This is a genomic window from Simplicispira metamorpha, from assembly GCF_004341365.1.
In the GTDB taxonomy this organism is placed as follows: domain Bacteria; phylum Pseudomonadota; class Gammaproteobacteria; order Burkholderiales; family Burkholderiaceae_C; genus Simplicispira; species Simplicispira metamorpha.
The window spans coordinates 1-21,796 of the sequence record NZ_SLXH01000029.1 but is presented as its reverse complement, the minus strand read 5'-3'; the positions used below and the strand labels follow the sequence as shown (position 1 = coordinate 21,796).

The following is a 21,796-nucleotide window of genomic DNA, read 5'->3' as shown; positions in this document are numbered from 1 at the left end:
CAAAACACCCATTGGCACAGCCACCTGCACAGGCGAGCACTCAGGCGTGCAGCAGAACATCCATGTCCTCCGCAGAACCAGGCCGACCAAACAGGTAACCCTGAAACTGCTCACAGCCGTGCAAACGCAAAAATCCGAGCTGGCCGGTGGTCTCCACCCCCTCGGCCACCACCGCCAAATCCAGGCTTTGCGCCAGCGCCAAGATGGTGCGCACGATAGCGGCGTCATTGGGGTCGGTGAGCACATCGCGCACAAAGCTCTGGTCAATCTTCACCTGGTCCAGCGGCAGGCGCTTGAGGTAGCTCAGGCTGGAATAGCCGGTGCCAAAGTCGTCCAGGGCAAAGCCCACGCCATGGCGTTTGAGCTGCCCCATGCGCTCAATCGTGCATTCCAGGTCGCCCAGCAGCATGCTTTCGGTCAGCTCTATTTTGAGTCGGCGCGGGTTGGCACCGCTGGCTTGCAGGGTTTGCAACACCTCGGCGACAAAGCCGGGCTGGCGAAACTGGCGCGCACTCACATTCACGGCCAGGCTCAGGTGGGCGGCCTGTGGGTCGCGTGCCCAGCGCACCAGCTGCGCGCAGGCCACTTGGAGGATGTGCCGCCCCAGCGGCAGGATCAGGCCGGTCTGCTCGGCCAGCGGAATGAATTCGGCAGGGCTGATAAACCCCCGCACGGGATGGCGCCAACGCGCCAATGCTTCGGCCCCCTGCACGCGGCCACGGGCATCCACCACCGGCTGGTAGTGAACAAACAGCTCGTTGCCTGCCAGGCCCTGGCGCAAATCGGCCTCCAGACTGGCGCGCGCCAGCAAGGCGGCCTGCATGGCCGGATCAAAAAACCGCTGCGTATTGCGCCCCGCTGCCTTGGCCTGGTACATGGCCAGGTCAGCGCGCTTGAGCAGTTCATCAACGCTGTGGCGCTCCTGCCCAAACAGCGCAATACCGATGCTGGGGGTGCTGTAGTGGGGCTGACCAGCCAGCGCATAGGGAATGTTGAGGGCCGCCAGCAGTTTGTCTGCCACGAACTCGGCCTCTACCACGGCCTGGGCCAGCCCGCTGGACAGACCGTCCAGCATGACGACGAACTCGTCACCACCAAAGCGCGCCACCGTATCCACCTCGCGCACCGTCTGCACCAGGCGCGCGGCCACCTGGGTCAGCAGCAGGTCGCCCACGTCGTGACCCAAGGTGTCATTGAGGTCTTTGAAGTTGTCCAGGTCAATGAACAGCAGGGCACCGTGGCGTTGGTGGCGCAAACACACCGACATGGCATGTTGCAGGCGCTCCAGCAGCAAACGGCGGTTGGGCAGGCCAGTCAGTGCATCGTAAAAAGCGAGTCGCTCAATTTCCTGTTCGGTCTGCTTGCGCTTGGTGATGTCGATGGTGTAACCATGCAGCAGCAAACCACCATCGGCCTCCGCCTGCGGCACCGCGCTGGTCATGTGCCAGCGCACACTGCCATCGTCGGACAGTACGCGGTATTCGCGCTGCCAGGGGTGCAAATCGCAGGCCGATTGATCAATGGCACTGCGCAACATGTCCATATCCTGGGGGTGAACCTGCTGCTGCAATGCACTCAGCTCATTCTTGATGTCAGGGCGCAGGCCCATCAGGTCGTGCACCGCATCGCTGACGTAAGGAAGGCTGGCAGTGCCATCGGGGTGGATGCGGTACTGGTAGATGAACCCCGGAATGCGGCTGGCAATGCGCTGGATAAAACCCAGCTGCTCGCGCAGTTGGCTGGTGGCCAGGTGCTCGTCGGTCACGTCCAGCACCACGCCCAACTCCACGGGGTTTCCATCCACCCCGCCCAAACTGCGCACCTGCATGCGCAACCAGCGCACCTGGCCATCGGGGCGGCGCCAGCGGCATTCCAGTTCGGTGCCGTCCATGCGCTCACGCGCAGCCAGAAAAGCGGGCAAGTCCTCCGGCAAGATGCCACAGCCATCCTGCCCAAAACTCAGCGACTCCTGTACGGGCAGGCCGGCAATGTGGCACAGGCCTGGCGAACACTGCGCTGCCATGGCCTGCGCACCAGCGTGGCGCCACCAGTACCCGGCGCACGCCAGCCCTTCCATGGCCTGAAAAATCTGCGCCTGCTCACACAACTGGCGCTGCGCGGCAGCCAGCGCGTGCTGCGTCTGCGCCAACGCCTCGCGCAGCTCCTGCACGCTGAGTCCATCGCCGTTCAACACAGACGCCGGACGTGCCATATCCGCAGCGGACAACGCACGATCACCGAAGGGGAAAGGGCCTGCATTCAGGTCAGACGGAGTCACGATGGCTTTGAAACCTCTTGCAAAAATGGACGCTGCAACGCGGGCAATGCAACCATAGTATGTCAAGAAGTAACAAAAAAATAGAGATTTCCCCCGCAAAAAAAGCCCACTGCTACAGTCCACGCCTCATTTCAGCCGACCCGCGTATGCCTGACACGCTCTCCCCCCACACTCCCATGATGCAGCAGTACCTGGCCCTGAAGGCGGGGTACCCCGACACGCTACTGCTCTACCGCATGGGCGATTTTTACGAGCTGTTCTGGCAAGACGCCGAAAAAGCCGCGCGCCTTCTGGACATCACGCTGACCCAGCGCGGCCAGTCGGCGGGCCAGCCGGTGGTGATGGCGGGCGTGCCGTTTCATGCACTGGAGACGTACCTGGCCCGGCTGATCAAGCTGGGCGAATCGGTGGCCATTGCCGAGCAGGTGGGCGAGGTCGGCGCCAACAAAGGCCCGGTCGAGCGCCAGGTGGTGCGCGTGGTCACGCCCGGCACCCTGACCGATGCCGAGCTGCTGCACGACAAAACCGAATCGCTGCTGCTGGCCGTCCACCAAGGCCCGCGTGCGCGCTGCGGCCTGGCCTGGATGAGCGTGACCCAGGGTGTGGTCTATCTGGCCGAATGCGCTGCCGACGAGTTGAGCGCCTGGCTGGCGCGCACCACGCCCAGCGAGCTGCTCTACAGCGCTGGCAGCACCGAACGCTTTGAGCAGCAGCTGCTGGGCCTGCGCCACAACGCCACCCTGGCCTGCCCCTTGAGCCCCCGGCCCGACTGGCAGTTTGATGCTGCCCTGGGCGAGCGCAAGCTGCTCGAACACCTGGGCGCCGCCAGCCTGCACGCCTGGCAGGCACACGACCTGCCCCAGGCCCACGCCGCCGCCGCCGCACTGCTGGAATACGCCCAGCACACGCAAGGCCGTCCGCTCACCCACATCCACAGCGTGCAGGTGCAGCGCGCCGATGAACTCATCCACCTGCCTGCCAGCACCCGGCGCAACCTGGAGCTGGTGAAAACCCTGCGCGGCGAGGATGCGCCCACGCTCTTGTCGCTGCTGGACACCTGCATGACCGGTATGGGCAGCCGCCTGCTCAAAACCTGGCTGCTCACGCCCCGGCGCGAGCGCACCGAGGCGCGCCAGCGGCTGGCCGCCACCGCTGCACTGCGTGGCCAGGGCAGTGGCGGGCCGTGGCAGGCGCTGCGCGCAGCGCTCAAGGGCGTGGCCGACGTGGAGCGCATCACCGCCCGCATCGCCCTGCGCCAGGTGCGCCCGCGCGAGCTGGTGGCGCTGTGCAAAACGCTACAAAAATCAGAGCTACTAGCGCACGACACGCAAGGGTTTGAGCCCTATTTGGCACAAATATTGACCGATTTGCAGCCACCTGCCGCAGCCACTGCTCTGCTGCAACGCGCCATCACCGAAGAGCCCGCAGCGCTGGTGCGCGACGGCGGTGTCATCGCCACCGGCTTTGATGCCGAGCTCGATGAGCTGCGCGCCATCCAGACCGACTGCGACGCCTTTTTGCTCGACCTCGAAACCCGCGAAAAAGCGCGCACCGGCATCACCAACCTGCGCGTGCAATTCAACAAGGTGCATGGCTTTTACATCGAAGTCACACAAGGTCAGGCCAGCAAAGTACCCGACGACTACCGCCGCCGCCAGACCCTGAAAAACGCCGAGCGCTTCATCACTCCCGAACTCAAGGCGTTTGAGGACAAAGCCTTGTCGGCCAACGAGCGCGCACTGGCGCGCGAAAAGTGGCTGTACGAACAAGTGCTCGATCAGTTGCAAACCCATGTGCCCGCGCTGACCCGATTGGCCAGCGCGCTGGCCACGCTGGACGTGCTGTGCTGCCTGGCCGAGCGCGCCTTGACTTTGGGCTGGTGCGCGCCGCAGTTTGTGCCCGAGCCGTGCATCGACATCGAGGCCGGTCGCCACCCGGTGGTGGAGGCGCGGCTGGCCGAGACGTCCAGCGGCGCCTTCATCGCCAACCACACGCGATTGAGCCTGAACACGCGCATGCAGATCATCACTGGCCCCAACATGGGCGGCAAATCGACCTACATGCGCCAGGTGGCGCTGATCGTGCTGCTGGCCAGCATGGGCAGCCATGTGCCCGCCAGCAGCTGCCGCCTGGGGCCGATTGACGCCATCCACACCCGCATCGGTGCGGCCGATGACCTGGCCAACGCGCAATCGACCTTCATGCTGGAGATGACCGAGGCGGCACAAATCCTGCACGCTGCCACGCCGCACAGCCTGGTACTGATGGACGAGATTGGCCGCGGCACCTCTACCTTTGATGGTCTGGCGCTGGCCAGCGGTATTGCCACGCACCTGCACGACAAGACCCGCGCCTTCACGCTGTTTGCCACGCATTACTTTGAACTGACCGAGCTGCCCGCCACCGCGCGCCACGCCGTCAACATGCACGTCAGCGCCGCAGAAACCACGCAACACGGCGGCGACATTGTGTTTCTGCACGAAATCCAGAGCGGCCCGGCCAGCCGCAGCTACGGCATTCAGGTGGCCAAACTGGCAGGCGTGCCCACAGCAGTGTTGCACCACGCCCGCCAGGCCCTGGCGGCACTGGAGGCGCGTGCCAGCGCCGACCAGGCCCAGGTGGACTTGTTTGCCGCCCCCCCTGAACCCGAGCAGGGCACCAGCCCCAGCGCACTGGAGGCGGCACTGGCAACCCTCCAGCCCGACCAGATGAGCCCACGCGAGGCGCTGGACGCGCTCTACCAGCTCAAAGCGTTGCACGCGCGCACCAACGCACCGCCGTGATGTGGCCGCTGCGGGGGTGGTGGCGGCACACGCCAGTAAGATGTAACAAGCAACAACAACTAAGACACCCCGATGACTTCCCCCATCGCTCACGCAGAACAGCGCGCCGACAACAGCGGCTTTTTTGAATACCACGGCATCTGGGCGCCCGGCGTGCGGGCCTTTCGCAACCTGCGCTTCAACACCAAGGCGGCCATCATCTCGCTGGCTTTCATGCTGCCCATGCTGACGCTGGTGGGCTGGCTGCTGAAAACCGAACTGGACAGCGCCATGCAGTCGCACATGGACGCCACGCGCCAGCATGTCGAAATCGGCCACGGCATACTCGCTTGGGCACACGCCCAGGAAACCAGCGGCAAGCTGCCCCGCGAGCAGGCGCAGCAACTGGCGCGCGAGGCCATCTCCCAGCTGCGTTACGACAAGCAAGAGTATTTCTGGATCAACGACATGCAGCCGCGCGTGGTCATGCACCCCACGCGCCCGGAGCTCAATGGCAAAGATGTCAGCGACCTCAAAGACCCCAACGGCCTGGCCTTGTTCAAGGCGTTCACCAACACCGTGCGCCAACAGGGCAAGGGTTTTGTCAACTACCAGTGGCCCAAGCCCGGCAGCAGCGCCCCCGTGGACAAAATCTCTTACGTACAGGGCTTTGAGCCCTGGGGCTGGGTGATTGGCACGGGCATCTACATCGATGAAGTGCACAACGACTTCATGCACCAGCTGCGCATCGCGGGCGTGGGTGTGCTGTTCACCCTGCTGGTGGGCGGCTACCTGTTTTTGAGCTTTTACCGCGTGATGGACGGCGGCCTGAAAGAAACGCGCCGCCACCTGCGCGCCATGACCTCGGGCGACCTGACCACATCGCCCTCGCCCTGGGGCCATGACGAAGCGGCCCAGCTCATGAGCGAACTGCGCGCCATGCAGGACGCGCTGCGCACCATGGTGCTGCGGGTGCGCCACTCCAGCGATGAGATCGTGCACTCGGCCAGCGAAATCGCCAGCGGCGCACTGGATTTGTCACGGCGCACCGAGCACACGGCCAGCAACCTGGAAGAGTCGGCAGCCTCGATGGAGGAAATCACCGCCACCGTCCACAGCGGCGCAGAAAACACCCAGGAAGCTTCGCAGATGGCCCGCCACAACGCGGAAGTGGCCAGCGACGGCGGGCGTGTCATGCGCGAAGTGGTGGAAACCATGGAGGGCATCCGCGCCTCCTCGGCCCAGATCGGGGACATCATCGCCACCATTGACGGCATTGCTTTCCAGACCAACATCCTGGCGCTCAACGCGGCCGTCGAGGCTGCCCGCGCGGGCGAACAGGGCCGGGGTTTTGCCGTGGTGGCCTCCGAGGTGCGCAGCCTGGCTGGACGCAGCGCCGCAGCCGCCAAAGAAATCAAAACACTGATCGACAGCAGTGTGCGGCAGGTGGAAACGGGCACGGGCATCGTGCGCAAAGCGGGCACGACCATCGAAGACATCGTGGCCTCGTCGCAACGCGTGAACGAACTGCTCAGCGAAGTAGCCACCGGTGCGCGCGAGCAAAACCAGGGCATCAGCCAGATTGGCGAGGCCGTGCAAGAACTCGACCGCATGACGCAGCAAAACGCCGCGCTGGTCGAAGAAACCGCCGCCGCCGCATCGGCCATGCAAAACCAGGCCAACCACCTGGCCGAAGAAGTGGCGCGCTTCAAGCTGCCCGCGGGCTCACGCCTGGCCCTGCAAGACAGTGCAGCACAAAGCGCTCCCGGTGCCGACTTTGACTTCGACAAAGCCATCGAAGCGCACCGCCAGTGGAAAGTGAAGCTGCGCTCGGCCATCGCCCAGCACGAAAAGCTCGATGCCGACACCATTTGCCGCGACGACCGCTGCCCGCTGGGCCAGTGGCTGCACGGCAGCGGCGGCCAGCGCTGGGGCACGCGCCCGTTGTTCACACAGCTGCTGGCCAAGCACGCGGATTTCCACCAATCGGCCGGCTCGGTGGCGCGCAAAATCAACGCAGGCCAATACGCCGATGCAGAAAAACTGATCGGCTCGGGTTCGCACTTCTCCGATATTTCTCTGGAAGTGACCACGCTGCTGAGCACCGCCAAGCGCGGGCTGTAACACCCGAGAGTTTCGACCCCCGCCACGGCGCTGCCCACCCAGGGCAGCGCTTTGTGACTTCCTGAGGACTGTCCCATGACCACCACCCCTTCCCCCGCTTTCAGCACCTGTGATTTTTGCGACACGTTCAAGAACGATGCCAGCGGCGCCTTCCGCGTATTGCCCCCGGTATGGCGGGACTTTGGCGGCATCAGCGCCTTCAGCGGCCCGGTCAGCACCGTGCAGTGCTTTGAAGACAACTCGCTGGTCAAGGCCGCCGTCGATTCGCCCGGCCTGGGACGCGTACTGGTGGTCGATGGCGGCGGCTCGCTGCGCCGGGCACTGGTAGGCGGCAACCTGGCCGCAGCGGCCGCGCGCAATGGCTGGGCCGGGCTGGTGGTGGACGGCTGCGTGCGTGACGTGGCCGAGCTGGCCGCCAGCGCTGTCGGCATCCGCGCCCTGGCGGCCATGCCCCTGCCCACCGAAAAACGCGGCCAGGGCCAGCGTGACAGCGCTGTGCAAATCCAGGGCGTGTGGGTACGCCCGGGCGACTGGCTGTATGCCGACGCCGACGGCATCGTCGTCAGCAGCACGGCTCTGCGCTGAAACACGCACAGGCATCGCACCATGACCACCACGCTGGTTTTTTCGCACGGCAACAGCTTTCCGGCGGGCACCTACCGGCTGCTGCTGGAGCAACTGCGCACGCGCGGTTTTGACGTCTGCGCTGTAGACCGCTTTGGCCACGACCCGCGCTACCCGGTCAGCAACAACTGGCCGCACCTGGTGCAGCAACTGGCCGACTTTGCGGCACAGCAGGTGCAGCGCACAGGTGCGCCGGTGTACCTGGTGGGGCACTCGCTGGGCGGTTTTTTGAGCCTGATGGCTGCGGCCCAGCACCCGGCGCTGGCGCGCGGCGTGCTGATGCTGGATTCACCCCTCATCAGCGGCTGGCGCGCCACCACGGTGGACATGGCCAAGCGCACGCGCGTGGTGGGCGCCGTCTCACCGGGGCGCATCAGCCGCCAGCGGCGCACCAGCTGGGCCAACCCCGCCGAAGCACTGGCGCACTTTGCCCAGAAAAAAGCCTTTGCCCGCTGGCACCCCGACATGCTGCAAGACTACGTCACCCACGGCCTGCACGATGACGGCACGGGCCGCTACACCCTGGCGTTTGACCGGGACGTGGAAACCGCCATCTACAACACCCTGCCGCACAACCTGGGCCCGCTGCTGCGCAAACACCCGTTGCGCTGCCCGGCGGCGTTCATCGGCGGGCGTGCATCGGTAGAAATGCGCCATGTGGGCATGGCCCTGACGCAGCGGGTGACGGCGGGACGCATCATGATGCTCGACGGCGGCCATCTGTTTCCGATGGAGCAACCCGTGGCCACGGCAGCGGCCATGGAGGCATCGCTGCTCAACCTGGCCACGCTGGGTTAAGGCACGCCCAGGGCCTGCCAGACGCGCATGCTGCGCCAGTTTGCGCTGCGTGTGCGCTTACAGCACGCCGCTCACCCGCAGGGCCGTAATGTGCGCAGCGTCCAGCCCCAGTTCGCGCAGCACCTCATCGGTGTGCTGGCCCAAAGCGGGTGGCGCGTAGCGCAGCACCGGTGGCGTCGCCGACAGGCGCAGCGGGCTGGCCACGCCCGCAATGCGGGCCACACCATCGCCTACCTCGCCTGCGGGCCAGCGCGGCTGCTCCACGCGCAGGCCGCGCGCCTTGACTTGGGCGTCATCAAACGCTTGGGCGATGTCGTTGATCGGGCCGCAGGGCACGGCCTTGTCTTCCAGCAGGGCAATCCAGTCGGCGGTGGTGCGCGTGCGCGTGATGGCTTCCATCGCCGGAATCAGCACGGCGCGGTGCTTGACACGCAGGGTATTGGTGGCAAAGCGCTCGTCCTGCGCCCATTGCGGCTGGCCCGCTGCCGCACAAAAACGCTGGAACTGGCCGTCGTTGCCAATGGCCAGCAGCATGGCGCCATCCAGCGTGGGAAAGTCTTGGTAGGGCGCCAGACTCGGGTGGCTATTGCCCTGGCGTGTGGGCGCCTGGCCCGTCGCCAGAAAACCCGCCGCCTGGTTGGCCAGAATGGCCATGCCCACGTCCAGCAGCGCCATGTCGATATGCTGGCCCTGACCAGTGCTGTGGCGCACATTCAGCGCCGCCAGAATGGCGCTGCTGGCATAGACACCCGTGAACAGATCAATCAGCGCCACGCCCACGCGCAGCCCGCCGCCGCCGGGTTCACTGTCGGGGCGGCCCGTGATGCTCATCATGCCGGTCATGGCCTGCACCATCAGGTCGTAGCCCGCGCGCTCGGCGTAGGGGCCGTCCTGGCCAAAGCCGGTGACTGAGCAATAAATCAGGCGCGGGTTGAGCGCGCGCAGGCTCTCGTGGTCCAGGCCGTACTGGGCCAGGCCGCCGACCTTGAAGTTCTCCACCACCACGTCTGCTTGCAGCGCCATCTGGCGGATGAGCTGCTGGCCGTCTTCCGTGGCCATGTCGATGGTGACGGAGCGCTTGTTGCGGTTGCACGCGGTGAAGTAGCTGGCCTGGGTGGTGTCGTTGCCGTTCTCGTCTTTCAAGAAGGGCGGGCCCCAGTGGCGCGTGTCATCGCCTGCGCCGGGGCGCTCGATCTTGACCACATCAGCGCCCAGGTCAGCCAGGATTTGCGTACACCAAGGGCCCGCCAGCACGCGCGACAGGTCCAGCACCTTCAGCCCCGCCAGTGCACCGGGGGTGGTTTCAGGGAATGGCGTCATAGTCAAAATCTTCCTCGGGAATGGCGTTGGCGGGCAGATTGAGCAGCGCGCTGCCCGTGCAGGTGCGTTGGCTGATCAGCTTGCCGCCCTGGCGCACGACCAGGCCCGTGCTGGACTGGGGCGCGTTGCCTTTGCCATCAAAGCGGGTGCGCACGGTGCGTTCGTACAGGATGTAGTCGGTGTTGCCGTTGCGAAAACGCAGGCGCGATTCGCCGCCGCCAGAAAAACCGGTGGCGCTGGCAAAGAAATGGCCCGCAACCGCACTGGGGCGGCTGGGGTATTGCAGCTCCACCTGGGCGGGGCTGCCAAAGCGGTATTGCAGTGTGCCTTTGCCCGGCGCCAGGTCGGGCGAAGCACAGACCGAGGCCGTTTTACCCCGGCTGTGGCAGTTGAACACGGCCACTTCCGGGGCGCTGCACAGCGTGGCTGGCGCCTGGGCGTGGGCGGCAGTGGCCGCCAGCGCGCCCAGGGCACAGGCCCAACCGGCGCGCAGCAGGGTGCGGATCGGGGGCATGGGCCGGGCCTGCGGGTCAGTTGGCGAAAGCGGCCATGCCCGTTTGCGCACGGCCCAGGATGAGCGCGTGTACGTCGTGCGTGCCTTCGTAGGTGTTGACCACCTCCAGGTTCACCAGGTGGCGGGCCACGCCGAACTCGTCGGAGATGCCGTTGCCTCCCATCATGTCGCGCGCCATGCGGGCGATGTCCAGCGATTTGCCACAGCTGTTGCGCTTGATGAGCGAGGTGATCTCGACCACGTTCTGGTGCTCATCCTTGAGGCGGCCCACGCGCAGGCAGCTTTGCAGGCCCAGGGCGATTTCGGTTTGCATGTCGGCCAGCTTTTTCTGGATGAGCTGGTTGGCGGCCAGGGGGCGGCCAAACTGCTTGCGGTCCATGGTGTATTGGCGTGCGGTGTGCCAGCAGAACTCGGCGGCGCCCAGGGCGCCCCAGGCGATGCCGTAGCGCGCGCTGTTCAGGCAGGTGAAGGGGCCTTTCAGGCCCTGCACTTCAGGGAAGGCGTTTTCTTCGGGCACGAACACGCTGTCCATCACGATCTCGCCGGTGATGCTGGCGCGCAGGCCCACCTTGCCGTGTATGGCCGGGGCAGACAGACCCTTCATGCCCTTTTCCAGCACAAAACCCCGGATAGGGCCGACAGCGCCGCCCTCGGACACTTCTTTGGCCCAGACCACGAACACATCGGCCACGGGGCTGTTGGTGATCCACATCTTGGCGCCCGAGAGCTGGTAGCCGCCCGCCACTTTCTGCGCGCGCGTGACCATGCTGCCGGGGTCAGAGCCGTGGTCGGGCTCGGTCAGGCCAAAGCAGCCGATCCACTCACCGCTGGCCAGCTTGGGCAGGTATTTTTGCTTTTGTGCTTCAGAGCCGAATTCAAAAATCGGCACCATCACCAGCGAACTTTGGACGCTGGCCATAGAGCGGTAGCCCGAATCGACGCGCTCGATCTCGCGGGCAATCAGGCCGTAGCTGACGTAGTTCAGGCCGGGGCCGCCGTACTGCTCAGGGATGGTCGGGCCCAGCAGGCCCAGCTCTCCCATCTCACGGAAGATGGTGGTGTCCATCTTCTCGTGGCGGAAAGCCTCCAGCACGCGCGGGGCCAGCTTGTCCTGGCAGTAAGCAGCGGCGGCCTCGCGCACCATGCGCTCTTCGTCGGTCAGTTGCTGGTCGAGCAAAAAGGGGTCGTCCCATTGGAAAGCAGAGCGGGCCATGGTGTGGTCTCCTGAAGAAAGTTGCAATGTAATGTGCCTAAAACGCATGAATATCAGGCTGGCCGCGATAGTAGCGCGCGTATTCATTGCCTTGCAAGCGATGATGCTGCATTCAGATATGAATATTTGTCATTTATGAAGAAATTTGCTGCCACAATGCAGCTTGACCGTCTGTTGTTGCCACCACGCCATGCGCCGCACCCTGCCCTCCACCCAAGCCCTGGCCTGCTTTGAAGCCGCCGCCCGCCACGAGAGCTACACGCGCGCCGCGCAAGAGCTGTCGCTGACGCAAAGCGCGGTGTCGCGGCAAATTCTGGCGCTGGAGGATTTTTTGGGCGTGGCGCTGTTCCGGCGCACCCGCCACGGCGTGGCGCTCACGCCCGCTGGCGCACACTACGCCCGCCAGGTAGGCCAGCGCTTGCAGGCCCTGGAGCGCGATACGCTGGACGTGATGGCCCACCAGGGCCACGGCGGCGCGCTGGCGCTGGCGGCGGTGCCCACCTTTGCCACGCGCTGGCTCATCCCCCGCCTGCCGCAGCTGGCCCAGCAGCACCCGGACATCGTGGTGCATATCGAAACGCGCACCCGGCCCTTTTTGTTTGCCGATACCGGTTTTGACGCCGCCCTGTACGCAGGCACCCCCGAGCAGGTGGCGCAGTGGCCCGGCACCCAGGCACAGTGGCTGATGCACGAAGACGTGGTGCCCGTGTGCAGCCCGCGCCTGCTCGAAGCCGCTGTGCAGCGCGGCCTGGGGCGCGCCTACCAGCCGGTGGCTGCGCAGGTGCTGGCCCAATTGCCGCTGCTACAGCAAAGCACCCGCCCCTACGGCTGGCGCCAGTGGTTCGATGCCATGGGCGTACACGCGCCCCACGCCCTGGACGGCCCGCGCTACGAGCTGTTCTCCATGATTGCCGTGGCCGCCACACACGGTCTGGGCGTGGCGCTGATGCCGCCCTTGCTGATCGAGGCCGAGCTGGCCCGGGGCGATCTGGTGGTGGCCTGCACCCAGCCCCTGCGCGGCGAACGCGGCTACTACCTCATCACTCCAGCGCAGACGCCGTCACCCGTTCTGGCCGCATTCAGTGCGTGGCTGGTCAGCGTGGCAGCGCCCGCACAGTCGTGAGAGGCACTGGTGCGGCCGCATGAGGGGTCGGCCCCTTGCGCTGCGCTGCAATTGCAGCACACTGGAGTGGCGAGATGCCCCCTTTTCAGGAGACTGCCATGAGCCAATACCACGCCCCCCAGTTCGATCCCACCGTGGATGAACTCGAAACCCTCAAGCAACTGGAGATGGGCCAGACCATCACCACACCCGATGCCCTCAAAGAGCACCTGTCGGGCCGCCTCTACGAGCGCGGCTTCATTGCCAAAGACGCTGCGGGCCACCTCACCATCACCCCCAGTGGCCGCGCGCTGATCAAAAGGCAATAAAGACCTGCGCCCTGGAGTCGGAATCGAATTTCCCTCTGTAGAAGTGCTGTTTTTGCGAAAAGTACCAACAAAAATACCAACAAAAAGAAAAGTGACCCCCTTGTGGGCGTAGTGCGACATATTCCGGGCGGCTGGCGCTGGTCGAAGTGGTGGGCTCCATGCCGTATGCGTTCGCGGTGAAGTCCAAGGGGGTGTCGTTTTGCCGCACGTACCCCGTCAACCTCGCCAAGGGGTCAGACTTGAAATCCAGCCCCTTGCCATCGAGGGCTGAAAATTCAGCCGTGGTGCCAGCATTTGCCAGCAGCACGGTGAATGGGCAGTGGTCGGTATCGATGGCTCAGTTTTGAGCCGTCGTCCGAAACCCGTGGGCAGGCGCACCCACTCGGATTTCAAATCTGGCTGGGCCTCGCGCGCACGCGCGTACTGTTCCGAAAACCCGGGGTGCGCAGTGGGCAGCAATGCTCGCTTGAACCATGACTTTTGATAACAGGCGGTGGCAACCATTGGCAACTTCATGCAGCCCTCGCGCGCACGCGCGTATTGGTTCCGAAAACTCGGGGCAGCCTTGTGCGGCTGGGGCTCTACGAAATTTCCGTAAGGCTGGCCGGTGGGGTGGTGTTTCTGCACCCCATAGCAAGGTGGCGGTGGTTCGGCGGTGGGGCCACCAAAAGCAGGCAAATCCCGGTTTGCCCCCCTGCGGACGAAAAGGTGCAGCCACCAGCGTGGCCCACCAAAATCAACCGGCTCAGTTTTCAGTCGGTCGGCTGCGCGGACTGCTCCATGTGGGACTCACCCCCCCCATCGTCCGGGCCGATGTTGCTTTTGCTCCCCCTGTTTTGGATTTGAATCTTAGCCCTCGTGGGCATACTCGCCATGATGAGCAGAGAAGAACGAGGCAGACAGGCGAAGTTGCTACCGTGCATCACATGGCTCCTAACATGGACATCACATTACCCTGATGGAGCTTGAACACCTCGGTCATTTTTTCCAATACGGCACGTTCGGCATCGCTGGGCTTGTTCTGCTTGTCGATGCGCGCGCGTACCTTGTCCCAAGCCGGGATAAAGTCCTCAGCCATGGCTCGCAATTCCATCAGCGTCTCTTTGAGGGCAAAGCCGCAGTCTTGGCAAAAGGCTTCCCAGGAGTGCAAGCCCACGGCGTCGAACGTCTCTTCGTCGCCAATAAAAAGCGCCAGTCCTGTGTCACCATAGGCGCGCACGCAGACCAGATCGTAGAAGGGTGCCAGCCGGTAGCCAGGCCGCCCGCCGTCGATCAGCACCGAGATATTTTTTGCGTGGGCGTCGGCATTGCCGATAAGGTAGTTGAACATCACCCAGCGCTGAAAGGCCAGCATGTCCTTGCCGCGCACTCCCAGCGCGCGCAGTGCGTTTGCCAGCTTGGCCAGACTGACAAGCGCGCCGGTGCGCTCATACTTCCAGCCTGAACCATGCCCCAGCAACTGGCAGCCATCGATCTGGTGCAAGCTCACGATGTCGCCATGCGCAGGCACTTCGCGGTCATAGCGCTCAATTACATACGCGGCTTCGGGCACGCGCAGCAGCCATATCTTGGGCACCGGTAGCTTGAGGGCACGCGCCAGCTCCATGCAGGCAAACTCGTTGATGGCGCTCGGCGCATAGCGTGCCTGGCGGATGTCGGGCTTGAGGATGTGGGTGGTGGGTGATTGCCCCACGCTGTCCCAGAACCTTCTGGTCCGGCTGTCAAAGCGCAGGCCGACCTTGTCTTGTGCCCCGGCCAGCGACATGGTGGCCTGCGCATTCGCCATCAGCAGCGGTACCTGTTCGCGCTGCGTGATGCGCTGGCTGAGTGCCTCGTGCGTGAGCAGCTCATAGGCTTGCTGCTGCGCGCGCACCTGGTTCTCGGGCAACAGGCTGAGCACGCCTGGAAGTTCCTTGCCCAAAGTGCCCAGCACATCGAAGGGCGAAGCATCGCGCAGATGAATGGCGGCCAGCACATCCTCCAGCACCTGGCCCTCGGGCAGCAGGTTCTCGAAGAAGTTCCGCACCAGCACGCCCTTGAATCGTTGCGACTCCAGTGCAAACTGCGGCGCCAGCACATAGCCGCCGGGCTGCTCCAGCCATTGCCGGTCGTACTCGAAGAAGAATTCGCCCGCCTCATGGCCGAACCAGCCCATTGGCCGCGCATTGGCCCACACGCGCAGGCGGATCATGCGGGGCCTGACCCTTCAGCGGCAGCCGCCTGGGTCGCCTGTGGCTCGTCGGACCAGCCTTCAGCTTGCAGGCTCAGGCCCAGGCCACGCATCAGCAGGAGTAGTTTGCCTAACGAGCAACGTGCGGGGTTGCTTTCCGCATCACGGATGAACGAGGTGCTGACATTGCACACCGCCGCAGCCTGCTCGCGCGAGAGCTTCTGACGCTTGCGCTCAGTCATCAGTTGACTGGCCAAAGTGGCAAGTGATTCGCTAGTGATGTTCATAAAGGTGTTCTTTTAGGAACATTTTTGGAGGTTTCCGTGTGATTATCCAGAAGGATTGTTCTTATGGGAACAGATTTTGCGCGATGCTATCGAGCACATGTTCAGTTTGGCTCCTTGGTTAAAATTAACGCCCTTACCGGGTCAATTCAATCAGAAATTGTTCAAAAACCCCAATTTTTGATCTTATGAGAACACATAAGTTTGATGCCAATTGGGAGGTTTCCTCATGCTGTCCCATTGCATTGCAAATGCTTGGGGCTGTGGGTGGTGAATCTCCCCCTCATAGGCAGGTTGGGTATCTATGCGGTAGGTCATGGATCAAAAGCTACCCATCTTCATCATGGATATGGTTGTCGTGCGCGGTGCACTGATCGGCCTGCCAGGCACAACCGCCAGCGCGGTCCAGCTCCCGCAAACGCCCGATTTCTTGTTTACCCCGCTGTTTACCAGTACCTTGTTTACGCGCTAACCACGGCGCTAACCTGCCAGCACAAACCTGCGCCAGCGCCCCCGATTCCGTGCGTACCAGCTTGCGTACCACCTCTTTGCGTACCGCCCAAGATGTAAAGTTTTGACAGGTTCACACGCCGCTTTCCGTGCGCACCAGACCGCGTACCGCATCCTTGCGCACCGTCCCGAAGGTAAGGTTTTGACAGGTTCCCGTGGAAACCCGCTTGGAAACCTGCGGCTGGAAACACCTGCGGAAAAGTGCGCTTTCGCTGTTAAGCAGGCTGTTAAGTGCTCTCCAGAAAAGTGCGGTTTCGTTGGTAACCGGCCTATTAACCATGCGCTGGTAACCATCCAGCAAATGCCTGATTCCTTGGATACCAGCGTGGATACCGCCACTGGAATGTAGAGTTTTGTCGGGGGAAATTCCCGCCACAAAGCAAAACCGACGCGGGGTCGGTCTGTGTTACGTCTTTTTGTGGTTTTGTTACGGACTCGGGAAACTACTTCCCCGCACCAAAGGCCAGAACCACCCCGGCCAGCAGCTTGGACAGCGCCAGCGTTTCCCGTTGCGTCAGGGTGGTCACGCTGGTGGCGCGGTTTGGTGCGATGTTTTCGACAGAATTTGCACCCTTTTCGAATTCGTCGCTCTGGCGGAAAGAAAAAGGGTAAGCCGCGCAACCATGCGCTTTCTCGTTGCGCGACAATCAATTGCCCGTTTCTGGTTCTAGTTCACTGCCGAATAGGCAGCTCAGAAAACTTCAAACCGTCGCTGCTCCTGCTGCGACCGGTTCACTGCCGAATAGGCAGCTCAGAAAATATCTGGTGGCGCCGTGCGCTGCGCAAAAAAGGTTCACTGCCGAATAGGCAGCTCAGAAATTGCGTGTGAACGGCACCCTGCGAACACCCGCGTTCACTGCCGAATAGGCAGCTCAGAAATGCGCTGGATAGAAGGCCGGGGCCTGTTTGCCGTTCACTGCCGAATAGGCAGCTCAGAAATGCGCAGGCAACACAGGCGGTTCAGGCCAGATGTTCACTGCCGAATAGGCAGCTCAGAAATTCCGCAGCGGCAGCTTGGATTTTTTCCTCATGTTCACTGCCGAATAGGCAGCTCAGAAATGACAGGCTTGGGAGCCAGACGAGAACCATTGATTCACTGCCGAATAGGCAGCTCAGAAAACTCGGCGATGGTTTCCATCAGCTTTTCCTCCGTTCACTGCCGAATAGGCAGCTCAGAAAAACGAACGTTGCGGACCACTTCGGCCTCAACGGTTCACTGCCGAATAGGCAGCTCAGAAAGCACCAGGAGCACCACCATGCACCTCACTGCCGTTCACTGCCGAATAGGCAGCTCAGAAAACCGCAGCCGCACTGCGCGACAACGCTGCCACGTTCACTGCCGAATAGGCAGCTCAGAAAATCTACGCCCACGGCATCCCTGACCTCAAGATGTTCACTGCCGAATAGGCAGCTCAGAAACTGGCTGGTGAAGTTGGAACGGGGCGAGTGCATGTTCACTGCCGAATAGGCAGCTCAGAAATGCAGCAGGGCCACTTTTTTGGCGTTGTCGATGTTCACTGCCGAATAGGCAGCTCAGAAAGATTGCAGCGATGCCACGCGGATCAACTGCTCCGTTCACTGCCGAATAGGCAGCTCAGAAATGTCAGCGTGGCAGAGTCGGTGCCGTGGCCGGGTTCACTGCCGAATAGGCAGCTCAGAAACTTTCCCACGCCTCTGCCCGTGCAGCCGCCCAGTTCACTGCCGAATAGGCAGCTCAGAAATCGCTGGCATGCAAGATGGCATTGCGGTGCATGTTCACTGCCGAATAGGCAGCTCAGAAAAGCATGCAGGCCATCTCGGCAGCCGCCACGGCGTTCACTGCCGAATAGGCAGCTCAGAAAGTTTCGCGCCCATTCCTTGCGATCCACGTCAAGTTCACTGCCGAATAGGCAGCTCAGAAAATTGCGAGGGAGATTTGCCCCACGAGCTCGGCGTTCACTGCCGAATAGGCAGCTCAGAAAACGAGGATGCGCCAATCCCGCCAGCCTGCCCAGTTCACTGCCGAATAGGCAGCTCAGAAAATACTCGCAACAAGTGGGCCTTGACCTGCGTTGTTCACTGCCGAATAGGCAGCTCAGAAAAGTTCCGTGCCGTCTTCGGCTTCAACTTCGGTGTTCACTGCCGAATAGGCAGCTCAGAAAATTTGCAAGCCTGTTTCTCTGTGTGAAAACTCGTTCACTGCCGCATAGGCAGCTCAGCAAGGAGCGCCCCCCACGGGCGCTGCTCTGGTGGTGCCCCCTGCAACCGGGGGTTGCACTGTGGCGTGACGGTGGAGCACCAGGGCATGGCCTGGTTCAGCGTCGCCCACCCATAGGCACCTGCTCCACAGCCCCGGTTGCCTTGTTGAAGCGGATCACGCTACCCATGCTGGTGCTGCCATCGAAGTTCTTGGTTGTGGGCGTGACCTGCACCCCCCATTCCGATGGCTGTGTCTGCCCCTGCATTTCCCGCAGCCGCTGCACGATGGCCTGCCGCTTGGCCGGGTCTTTCTCCTGCGCAATTTGCGCCTGCATGGCGCTGATGAGTGATGCGCCTTGGTTCTTGATCCCCTGCGTTTCTTGCTCCAAGCCGAACTTGTCGCGCGCCAGGCCCTGTGTCTGGCCAAAGCGGTTGTTCTGCCCCACCTCCTGCATCTGCGCCCGGGCCGTGGAGCCAGCCTGCTGCATGCCCTCGCGCTGGGTGGCCGCGTTCTCGCGCATGGCGGCTTGATCCATGCCCGGCTGCGCACCACGCGCTGCAAAGTCTGCGTTCTCCATCGCAGCGGCATAGGCCCGCTCAGGCGACACGCCCTTGTGCTGATCCCAGCGCCCACCATTGTTCATGATGGAGCTGGCCGACACCTGGGCATTGCGCAGCGCGTTCTGCGCTGACCAGCTGTTACCACTGTGGGCCACCTGGGGCGCGGCCATGCCGGGATGAAACCCAAGTCCTGGCTGCTCGGGAGCAGAAGCGCCTGCTGAACGGGGCTTGAAGCCAAGAGCCAAGTTCTCCGCTGCCGCCATGTTCTGTGCGCTGGGCAAACCACCCGGCTGCGCGCCAGCCAACGCCGCCCCGGCGCTGTCCCCATAGCTGTTGCCGTTGCGGTAAACACCAGGCATCACCTCGGTGCCAGACGGCGCATTGGCTGGCCCGGGCTGCTGCAAAGGCTTCGATGGCTCGGCCATGGACGGGTTAACCACGCCCCGCCCAGCGCCTGCGCCCGCTTGCGCACCGGGCGCTGTGGTGCTGGTAGGCGCTGGAGCTTGCGCAGGAGACTCGATGCCAAACAAACCACGGCCCACCCCCTTGGCACCCTCAAAGGCACTCGCAGCGCCGTCAATCAGCGGGTTCGTGAACATGCCCACCGTGCCCGCCACCGTTTTACCGACGGCCTCACCGTAATTGCCCTTGTTCCACGAATCCTTGATGCCCCGCCCAACCGACTCGTTGTTGTCCATGTACGAGAGCCCGGCAGACTGGGCGGCAGGGGGTGGGCTGGCTGCGGCCTGCGCTGGCGCGGGTGCCGGTGGCTTGGGCGGCTGCGCGCCAATCACGCGCTCAGCCCCGGCAGCGAAAGTGCCACTGGAGCCCAGCTCCTTGCCGGCGCCGCCATACACATTGGCCCCAGCGCTGGGACTGGCCTGGGGAAAGGCGTTGGTAGGCGAAACAGGCTTGGGCGCGGTGGGCGCAGCCGCCTGCACCTGCGTGACGGATCGGTCTGCGGCGGCGGCCGCAGCATCGCCAAAGCTGTTGCTCCGTGGCTGATCCTCTGGCGCACCGCCATTGGCAAAGAACATCTGCGGATGAAATCCCCTGGGCACATCCGCATTGACCGGCGCTGGCGTGTGCGTTGCCTGCACCACTTGGTTCAGCGCCTCTTTACCGCCCATGGCATGCACGGTGTCAGGCGGCAAGATGAACTCGCCCGGTGCCACCATGGCCGGAATAGAGTCCGGTGCCTGACGGCGACCAGGGTGAAATCCAAGTCCTGGCCCTTGCCCTGGCTCTTTCGCAGCAGCATCCGATGCCTGCCGCATTGCCCGATACTGCTCGGGGTGGAACCCAAGCCCCTCCCCTTTCGCGGCAGTGCCTCTCCCATTGTCCTTCTCGCGTGGCTTGAAACCAAACATAGCAGCTACCCCTTCGTGAATTGTTCCCCGAAGTCTCCCCGCGCACAGCGCCGCAGTAAAACCCTACAAGGGGGCGCCCATGTTCGGCGCTGCAACCTGGGGTTTCACCGGCACCAGGGCCAATCCCACAGCCTGCGGGAACTTGACTCCCGCCACTGGCGGAAGTTGAGCTGCGCGCCCAAAGCAAAAACCCGGCACGGGGCCGGGTCGGTGATGATCAGGTTTGAAATACAGCCAAGATTGCTGGGCCACCTCGGTGGCGCTCGTTTACGGTGGTGTGGCCGACTGGAATCGACCCAAAGCGGACCGCCGATAAGTTCAGCCCTTGGTCTCGAATTGGCCAAGCGTGATGCCATAGCCGCACTGAGCCCCAGTATTGAGAAAGTACTCCTTGTACCGTGAGAACAGTCCGCTTAAGTGCTCATCGATCTCCGCTTGGGTGTAGTCAACAGCATTTATGGTCTGAATATCGGCCGCTTTTGCCCGCTGCAAAGCGTCGTCGGCATTTGCGACATTGAAAACGACATTGAGGATACCTTCACCCTGCTGGTCGAGGAAAGGTGTCAGAGCACAATTGCGCTCCCGTCCAGGAATCGGGGCACATAGCTCGATACCCGCATTCCAGCTGATCGCGACTTCGATTCCAAACGGCTCGCCAGTCCAGTTGGCCTCATAAAAATGCGCGCCAAGCAGACCGGAGTAATAAGACTTCGACCTCTCTAGGTCGCGCACTGCCACGATGATGCGATTTACGCCGTTGACTGCCATTGCTGTACTCCCGTTGTTTCCTAGATTTAGACAACAAGCCAACTGCAGTTGTCAGATGGATAACTTGGAAGCGTATGTAGATCAACGGGCGTGCCATCGTCCATCTTGACGATGAAGTGCATAACTAATGGCTGCTTGTGGCCGAAAGCCGCCCACTGACGCACCTCGTCTGCAACCCCGGGTTGCACCAACCTACCCCACCAGGTTCTCCAGCACGGCATCCGTCTCGTTGCGGTCGAACATCTCGTGCGCGGCCATGTAGCGCAGCACGGCCTTGGCCTCGTCGCGGGTCTTGGGCCGGATGCTGGCCAGGCAGTGGGCCTCGATGTAGTGGCGCCGGGCACTGACCTCGGGCAGGTCGTCCCCCGCGTTGTCCCAGCCGTTGCGCAGGCGGTAGAGCGCATCCCAGAATTCCAGCTCGTGCAGGCAGTCGGCCAGGGTGTGCGGCGCCATGTCCTGGTGCTGGGCAAACGCGGCATTGGCCTGGGCCTGGTCGTACTCGCGCCAGCCCTTGGTGGCCACCGGCACCAGCGCCAGCGCATCCATGCAAAACCGCTCGGGCACAGTCTCGGCAAACACCGCCTGCTCACTGCCAAACCGGGCCAGTGCCTCGCGCTTGCGGGCCTGCTTGTCCAGCACCCGCTCGGCCAGCCCCTTGAGGTCGGCAAAGCCCATGCTGCCAAACACGGCGCGCATGGTGTTGCCGCCACTCTGGCGCATGAGGAAGTCCCCGTAGCGCTTTTCCAGCTCTTTGGCCGGGGTCTTGATGCGCTCGGCGGCCTGCATGGCCTTGGCAATCAGGGCGCCATCCCCCGTCTGCACGACCTGGCGCAGCCACAACACAGCATCCAAGTCCTTGTTCCCCGTGACGGCCACGGGCTGGGGCGGTGC

General features: G+C 63.3%; 17 protein-coding genes, 1 pseudogene and 1 CRISPR repeat array. Of the genes and pseudogenes, 7 read left to right on the top strand and 11 right to left on the bottom strand.

The features are described 5' to 3' along the window. Window positions 1-40: 40 nt before the first annotated feature. Window positions 41-2,227, bottom strand: coding sequence for a putative bifunctional diguanylate cyclase/phosphodiesterase (locus EV674_RS14350; protein ID WP_243647385.1), 2,187 nt, complete (start codon window positions 2,225-2,227; stop codon window positions 41-43). Between the two features lie 197 nt (window positions 2,228-2,424). On the opposite strand from EV674_RS14350, the gene mutS reads away from it, so the two are divergent. From mutS to EV674_RS14330, 4 genes are all read left to right on the top strand, one after another. Next, window positions 2,425-5,061: a DNA mismatch repair protein MutS gene (mutS, locus tag EV674_RS14345; RefSeq protein ID WP_119014205.1), complete on the top strand. Its 2,637-nt coding sequence runs from the start codon at window positions 2,425-2,427 to the stop codon at window positions 5,059-5,061. A gap of 72 nt (window positions 5,062-5,133) precedes the next feature. Further along, window positions 5,134-7,164 carry a methyl-accepting chemotaxis protein gene (locus tag EV674_RS14340; protein WP_119014206.1) on the top strand — a complete coding sequence of 677 codons (2,031 nt, stop codon included), beginning with the start codon at window positions 5,134-5,136 and terminating at the stop codon, window positions 7,162-7,164. A 75-nt stretch (window positions 7,165-7,239) separates the two neighbouring features. Further along, on the top strand, window positions 7,240-7,749 hold the full coding sequence (rraA, locus tag EV674_RS14335) for a ribonuclease E activity regulator RraA (RefSeq protein ID WP_119014207.1): 510 nt from the start codon (window positions 7,240-7,242) through the stop codon (window positions 7,747-7,749). A 21-nt stretch (window positions 7,750-7,770) separates the two neighbouring features. After that, a complete protein-coding gene (locus EV674_RS14330) occupies window positions 7,771-8,586 on the top strand; it encodes an alpha/beta fold hydrolase (RefSeq protein ID WP_119014208.1) in 816 nt (271 codons plus the stop codon). 57 nt (window positions 8,587-8,643) lie between these two features. Here EV674_RS14330 and EV674_RS14325 read toward each other — a convergent pair whose 3' ends face one another. From EV674_RS14325 to EV674_RS14315, 3 genes are read right to left on the bottom strand one after another with little or no spacing between them, the layout of a single operon-like run. Continuing rightward, a complete protein-coding gene (locus EV674_RS14325; protein ID WP_119014209.1) occupies window positions 8,644-9,906 on the bottom strand; it encodes a CaiB/BaiF CoA transferase family protein in 1,263 nt (420 codons plus the stop codon). After that, a complete protein-coding gene (locus EV674_RS14320; RefSeq protein WP_119014210.1) occupies window positions 9,890-10,420 on the bottom strand; it encodes a hypothetical protein in 531 nt (176 codons plus the stop codon). Before EV674_RS14320 ends, EV674_RS14325 begins: the two co-directional genes overlap by 17 nt. Window positions 10,421-10,436: 16 nt before the next feature. Continuing rightward, the gene (locus EV674_RS14315; protein WP_119014211.1) at window positions 10,437-11,633 is read right to left on the bottom strand and encodes an acyl-CoA dehydrogenase; all 1,197 of its coding nucleotides are present in this window, start codon (window positions 11,631-11,633) and stop codon (window positions 10,437-10,439) included. A gap of 190 nt (window positions 11,634-11,823) precedes the next feature. Here EV674_RS14315 and EV674_RS14310 point away from each other — a divergent pair, with 190 nt between their 5' ends. Both EV674_RS14310 and EV674_RS14305 read left to right on the top strand, forming a co-directional pair. Continuing rightward, the gene (locus EV674_RS14310; protein WP_119014212.1) at window positions 11,824-12,756 is read left to right on the top strand and encodes a LysR family transcriptional regulator; all 933 of its coding nucleotides are present in this window, start codon (window positions 11,824-11,826) and stop codon (window positions 12,754-12,756) included. Window positions 12,757-12,854: 98 nt separating this feature from the next. Then, entirely contained in the window at window positions 12,855-13,064 is a 210-nt protein-coding gene (locus tag EV674_RS14305) for a hypothetical protein (protein WP_119014213.1), read from the top strand. Here the strand turns inward: EV674_RS14305 and EV674_RS14300 are convergent. The 3 genes from EV674_RS14300 to EV674_RS14290 all read right to left on the bottom strand — a co-directional run bounded on the left by EV674_RS14300 (window position 13,051) and on the right by EV674_RS14290 (window position 15,521). Then, window positions 13,051-13,371: a hypothetical protein gene (locus tag EV674_RS14300; protein WP_132750463.1), complete on the bottom strand. Its 321-nt coding sequence runs from the start codon at window positions 13,369-13,371 to the stop codon at window positions 13,051-13,053. The genes EV674_RS14305 and EV674_RS14300 overlap by 14 nt on opposite strands. A 615-nt stretch (window positions 13,372-13,986) precedes the next feature. Then, the gene (locus EV674_RS14295) at window positions 13,987-15,255 is read right to left on the bottom strand and encodes a HipA domain-containing protein (RefSeq protein ID WP_119014214.1); all 1,269 of its coding nucleotides are present in this window, start codon (window positions 15,253-15,255) and stop codon (window positions 13,987-13,989) included. Beyond that, window positions 15,252-15,521: a helix-turn-helix domain-containing protein gene (locus tag EV674_RS14290; RefSeq protein WP_119014215.1), complete on the bottom strand. Its 270-nt coding sequence runs from the start codon at window positions 15,519-15,521 to the stop codon at window positions 15,252-15,254. Before EV674_RS14290 ends, EV674_RS14295 begins: the two co-directional genes overlap by 4 nt. Before the next feature lie 313 nt (window positions 15,522-15,834). Here EV674_RS14290 and EV674_RS17445 point away from each other — a divergent pair, with 313 nt between their 5' ends. Further along, entirely contained in the window at window positions 15,835-15,990 is a 156-nt protein-coding gene (locus EV674_RS17445; protein WP_157983705.1) for a hypothetical protein, read from the top strand. Window positions 15,991-16,471: 481 nt separating this feature from the next. On the opposite strand, the gene EV674_RS14285 is transcribed toward EV674_RS17445, so the two are convergent. From EV674_RS14285 to EV674_RS17440, 4 genes and pseudogenes are all read right to left on the bottom strand, one after another. Continuing rightward, entirely contained in the window at window positions 16,472-16,675 is a 204-nt protein-coding gene (locus tag EV674_RS14285) for a hypothetical protein (RefSeq protein ID WP_119014216.1), read from the bottom strand. Window positions 16,676-16,698: 23 nt separating this feature from the next. Then, window positions 16,699-18,229: direct repeats of the CRISPR family, unit length 28 nt; unit sequence GTTCACTGCCGAATAGGCAGCTCAGAAA. A gap of 93 nt (window positions 18,230-18,322) precedes the next feature. Next, window positions 18,323-19,945, bottom strand: a complete 1,623-nt coding sequence (locus EV674_RS14280) for a hypothetical protein (RefSeq protein ID WP_132750462.1) — start codon at window positions 19,943-19,945, stop codon at window positions 18,323-18,325. Window positions 19,946-20,455: 510 nt separating this feature from the next. After that, window positions 20,456-20,905 (bottom strand): VOC family protein, encoded by a 450-nt coding sequence (locus EV674_RS14275; RefSeq protein ID WP_119014911.1) that lies wholly within the window; start codon window positions 20,903-20,905, stop codon window positions 20,456-20,458. A 192-nt stretch (window positions 20,906-21,097) separates the two neighbouring features. Next, window positions 21,098-21,796: pseudogene (locus EV674_RS17440) on the bottom strand (hypothetical protein); the annotation flags it as partial.

Coding starts and splice junctions, on each gene's coding strand:
- EV674_RS14320 (WP_119014210.1), bottom strand. CDS start 10,420: ATGCCCCCGATCCGCACCCTGCTGCGCGCCGGTTGGGCCTGTGCCCTG.
- EV674_RS14305 (WP_119014213.1), top strand. CDS start 12,855: ATGAGCCAATACCACGCCCCCCAGTTCGATCCCACCGTGGATGAACTC.
- EV674_RS14330 (WP_119014208.1), top strand. CDS start 7,771: ATGACCACCACGCTGGTTTTTTCGCACGGCAACAGCTTTCCGGCGGGC.
- EV674_RS17445 (WP_157983705.1), top strand. CDS start 15,835: ATGGATCAAAAGCTACCCATCTTCATCATGGATATGGTTGTCGTGCGC.
- EV674_RS14325 (WP_119014209.1), bottom strand. CDS start 9,906: ATGACGCCATTCCCTGAAACCACCCCCGGTGCACTGGCGGGGCTGAAG.
- mutS (WP_119014205.1), top strand. CDS start 2,425: ATGCCTGACACGCTCTCCCCCCACACTCCCATGATGCAGCAGTACCTG.
- EV674_RS14295 (WP_119014214.1), bottom strand. CDS start 15,255: ATGATCCGCCTGCGCGTGTGGGCCAATGCGCGGCCAATGGGCTGGTTC.
- EV674_RS14275 (WP_119014911.1), bottom strand. CDS start 20,905: ATGGCAGTCAACGGCGTAAATCGCATCATCGTGGCAGTGCGCGACCTA.
- EV674_RS14340 (WP_119014206.1), top strand. CDS start 5,134: ATGACTTCCCCCATCGCTCACGCAGAACAGCGCGCCGACAACAGCGGC.
- EV674_RS14280 (WP_132750462.1), bottom strand. CDS start 19,945: ATGGTGGCACCGGGCGAGTTCATCTTGCCGCCTGACACCGTGCATGCC.
- EV674_RS14310 (WP_119014212.1), top strand. CDS start 11,824: ATGCGCCGCACCCTGCCCTCCACCCAAGCCCTGGCCTGCTTTGAAGCC.
- rraA (WP_119014207.1), top strand. CDS start 7,240: ATGACCACCACCCCTTCCCCCGCTTTCAGCACCTGTGATTTTTGCGAC.
- EV674_RS14290 (WP_119014215.1), bottom strand. CDS start 15,521: ATGAACATCACTAGCGAATCACTTGCCACTTTGGCCAGTCAACTGATG.
- EV674_RS14315 (WP_119014211.1), bottom strand. CDS start 11,633: ATGGCCCGCTCTGCTTTCCAATGGGACGACCCCTTTTTGCTCGACCAG.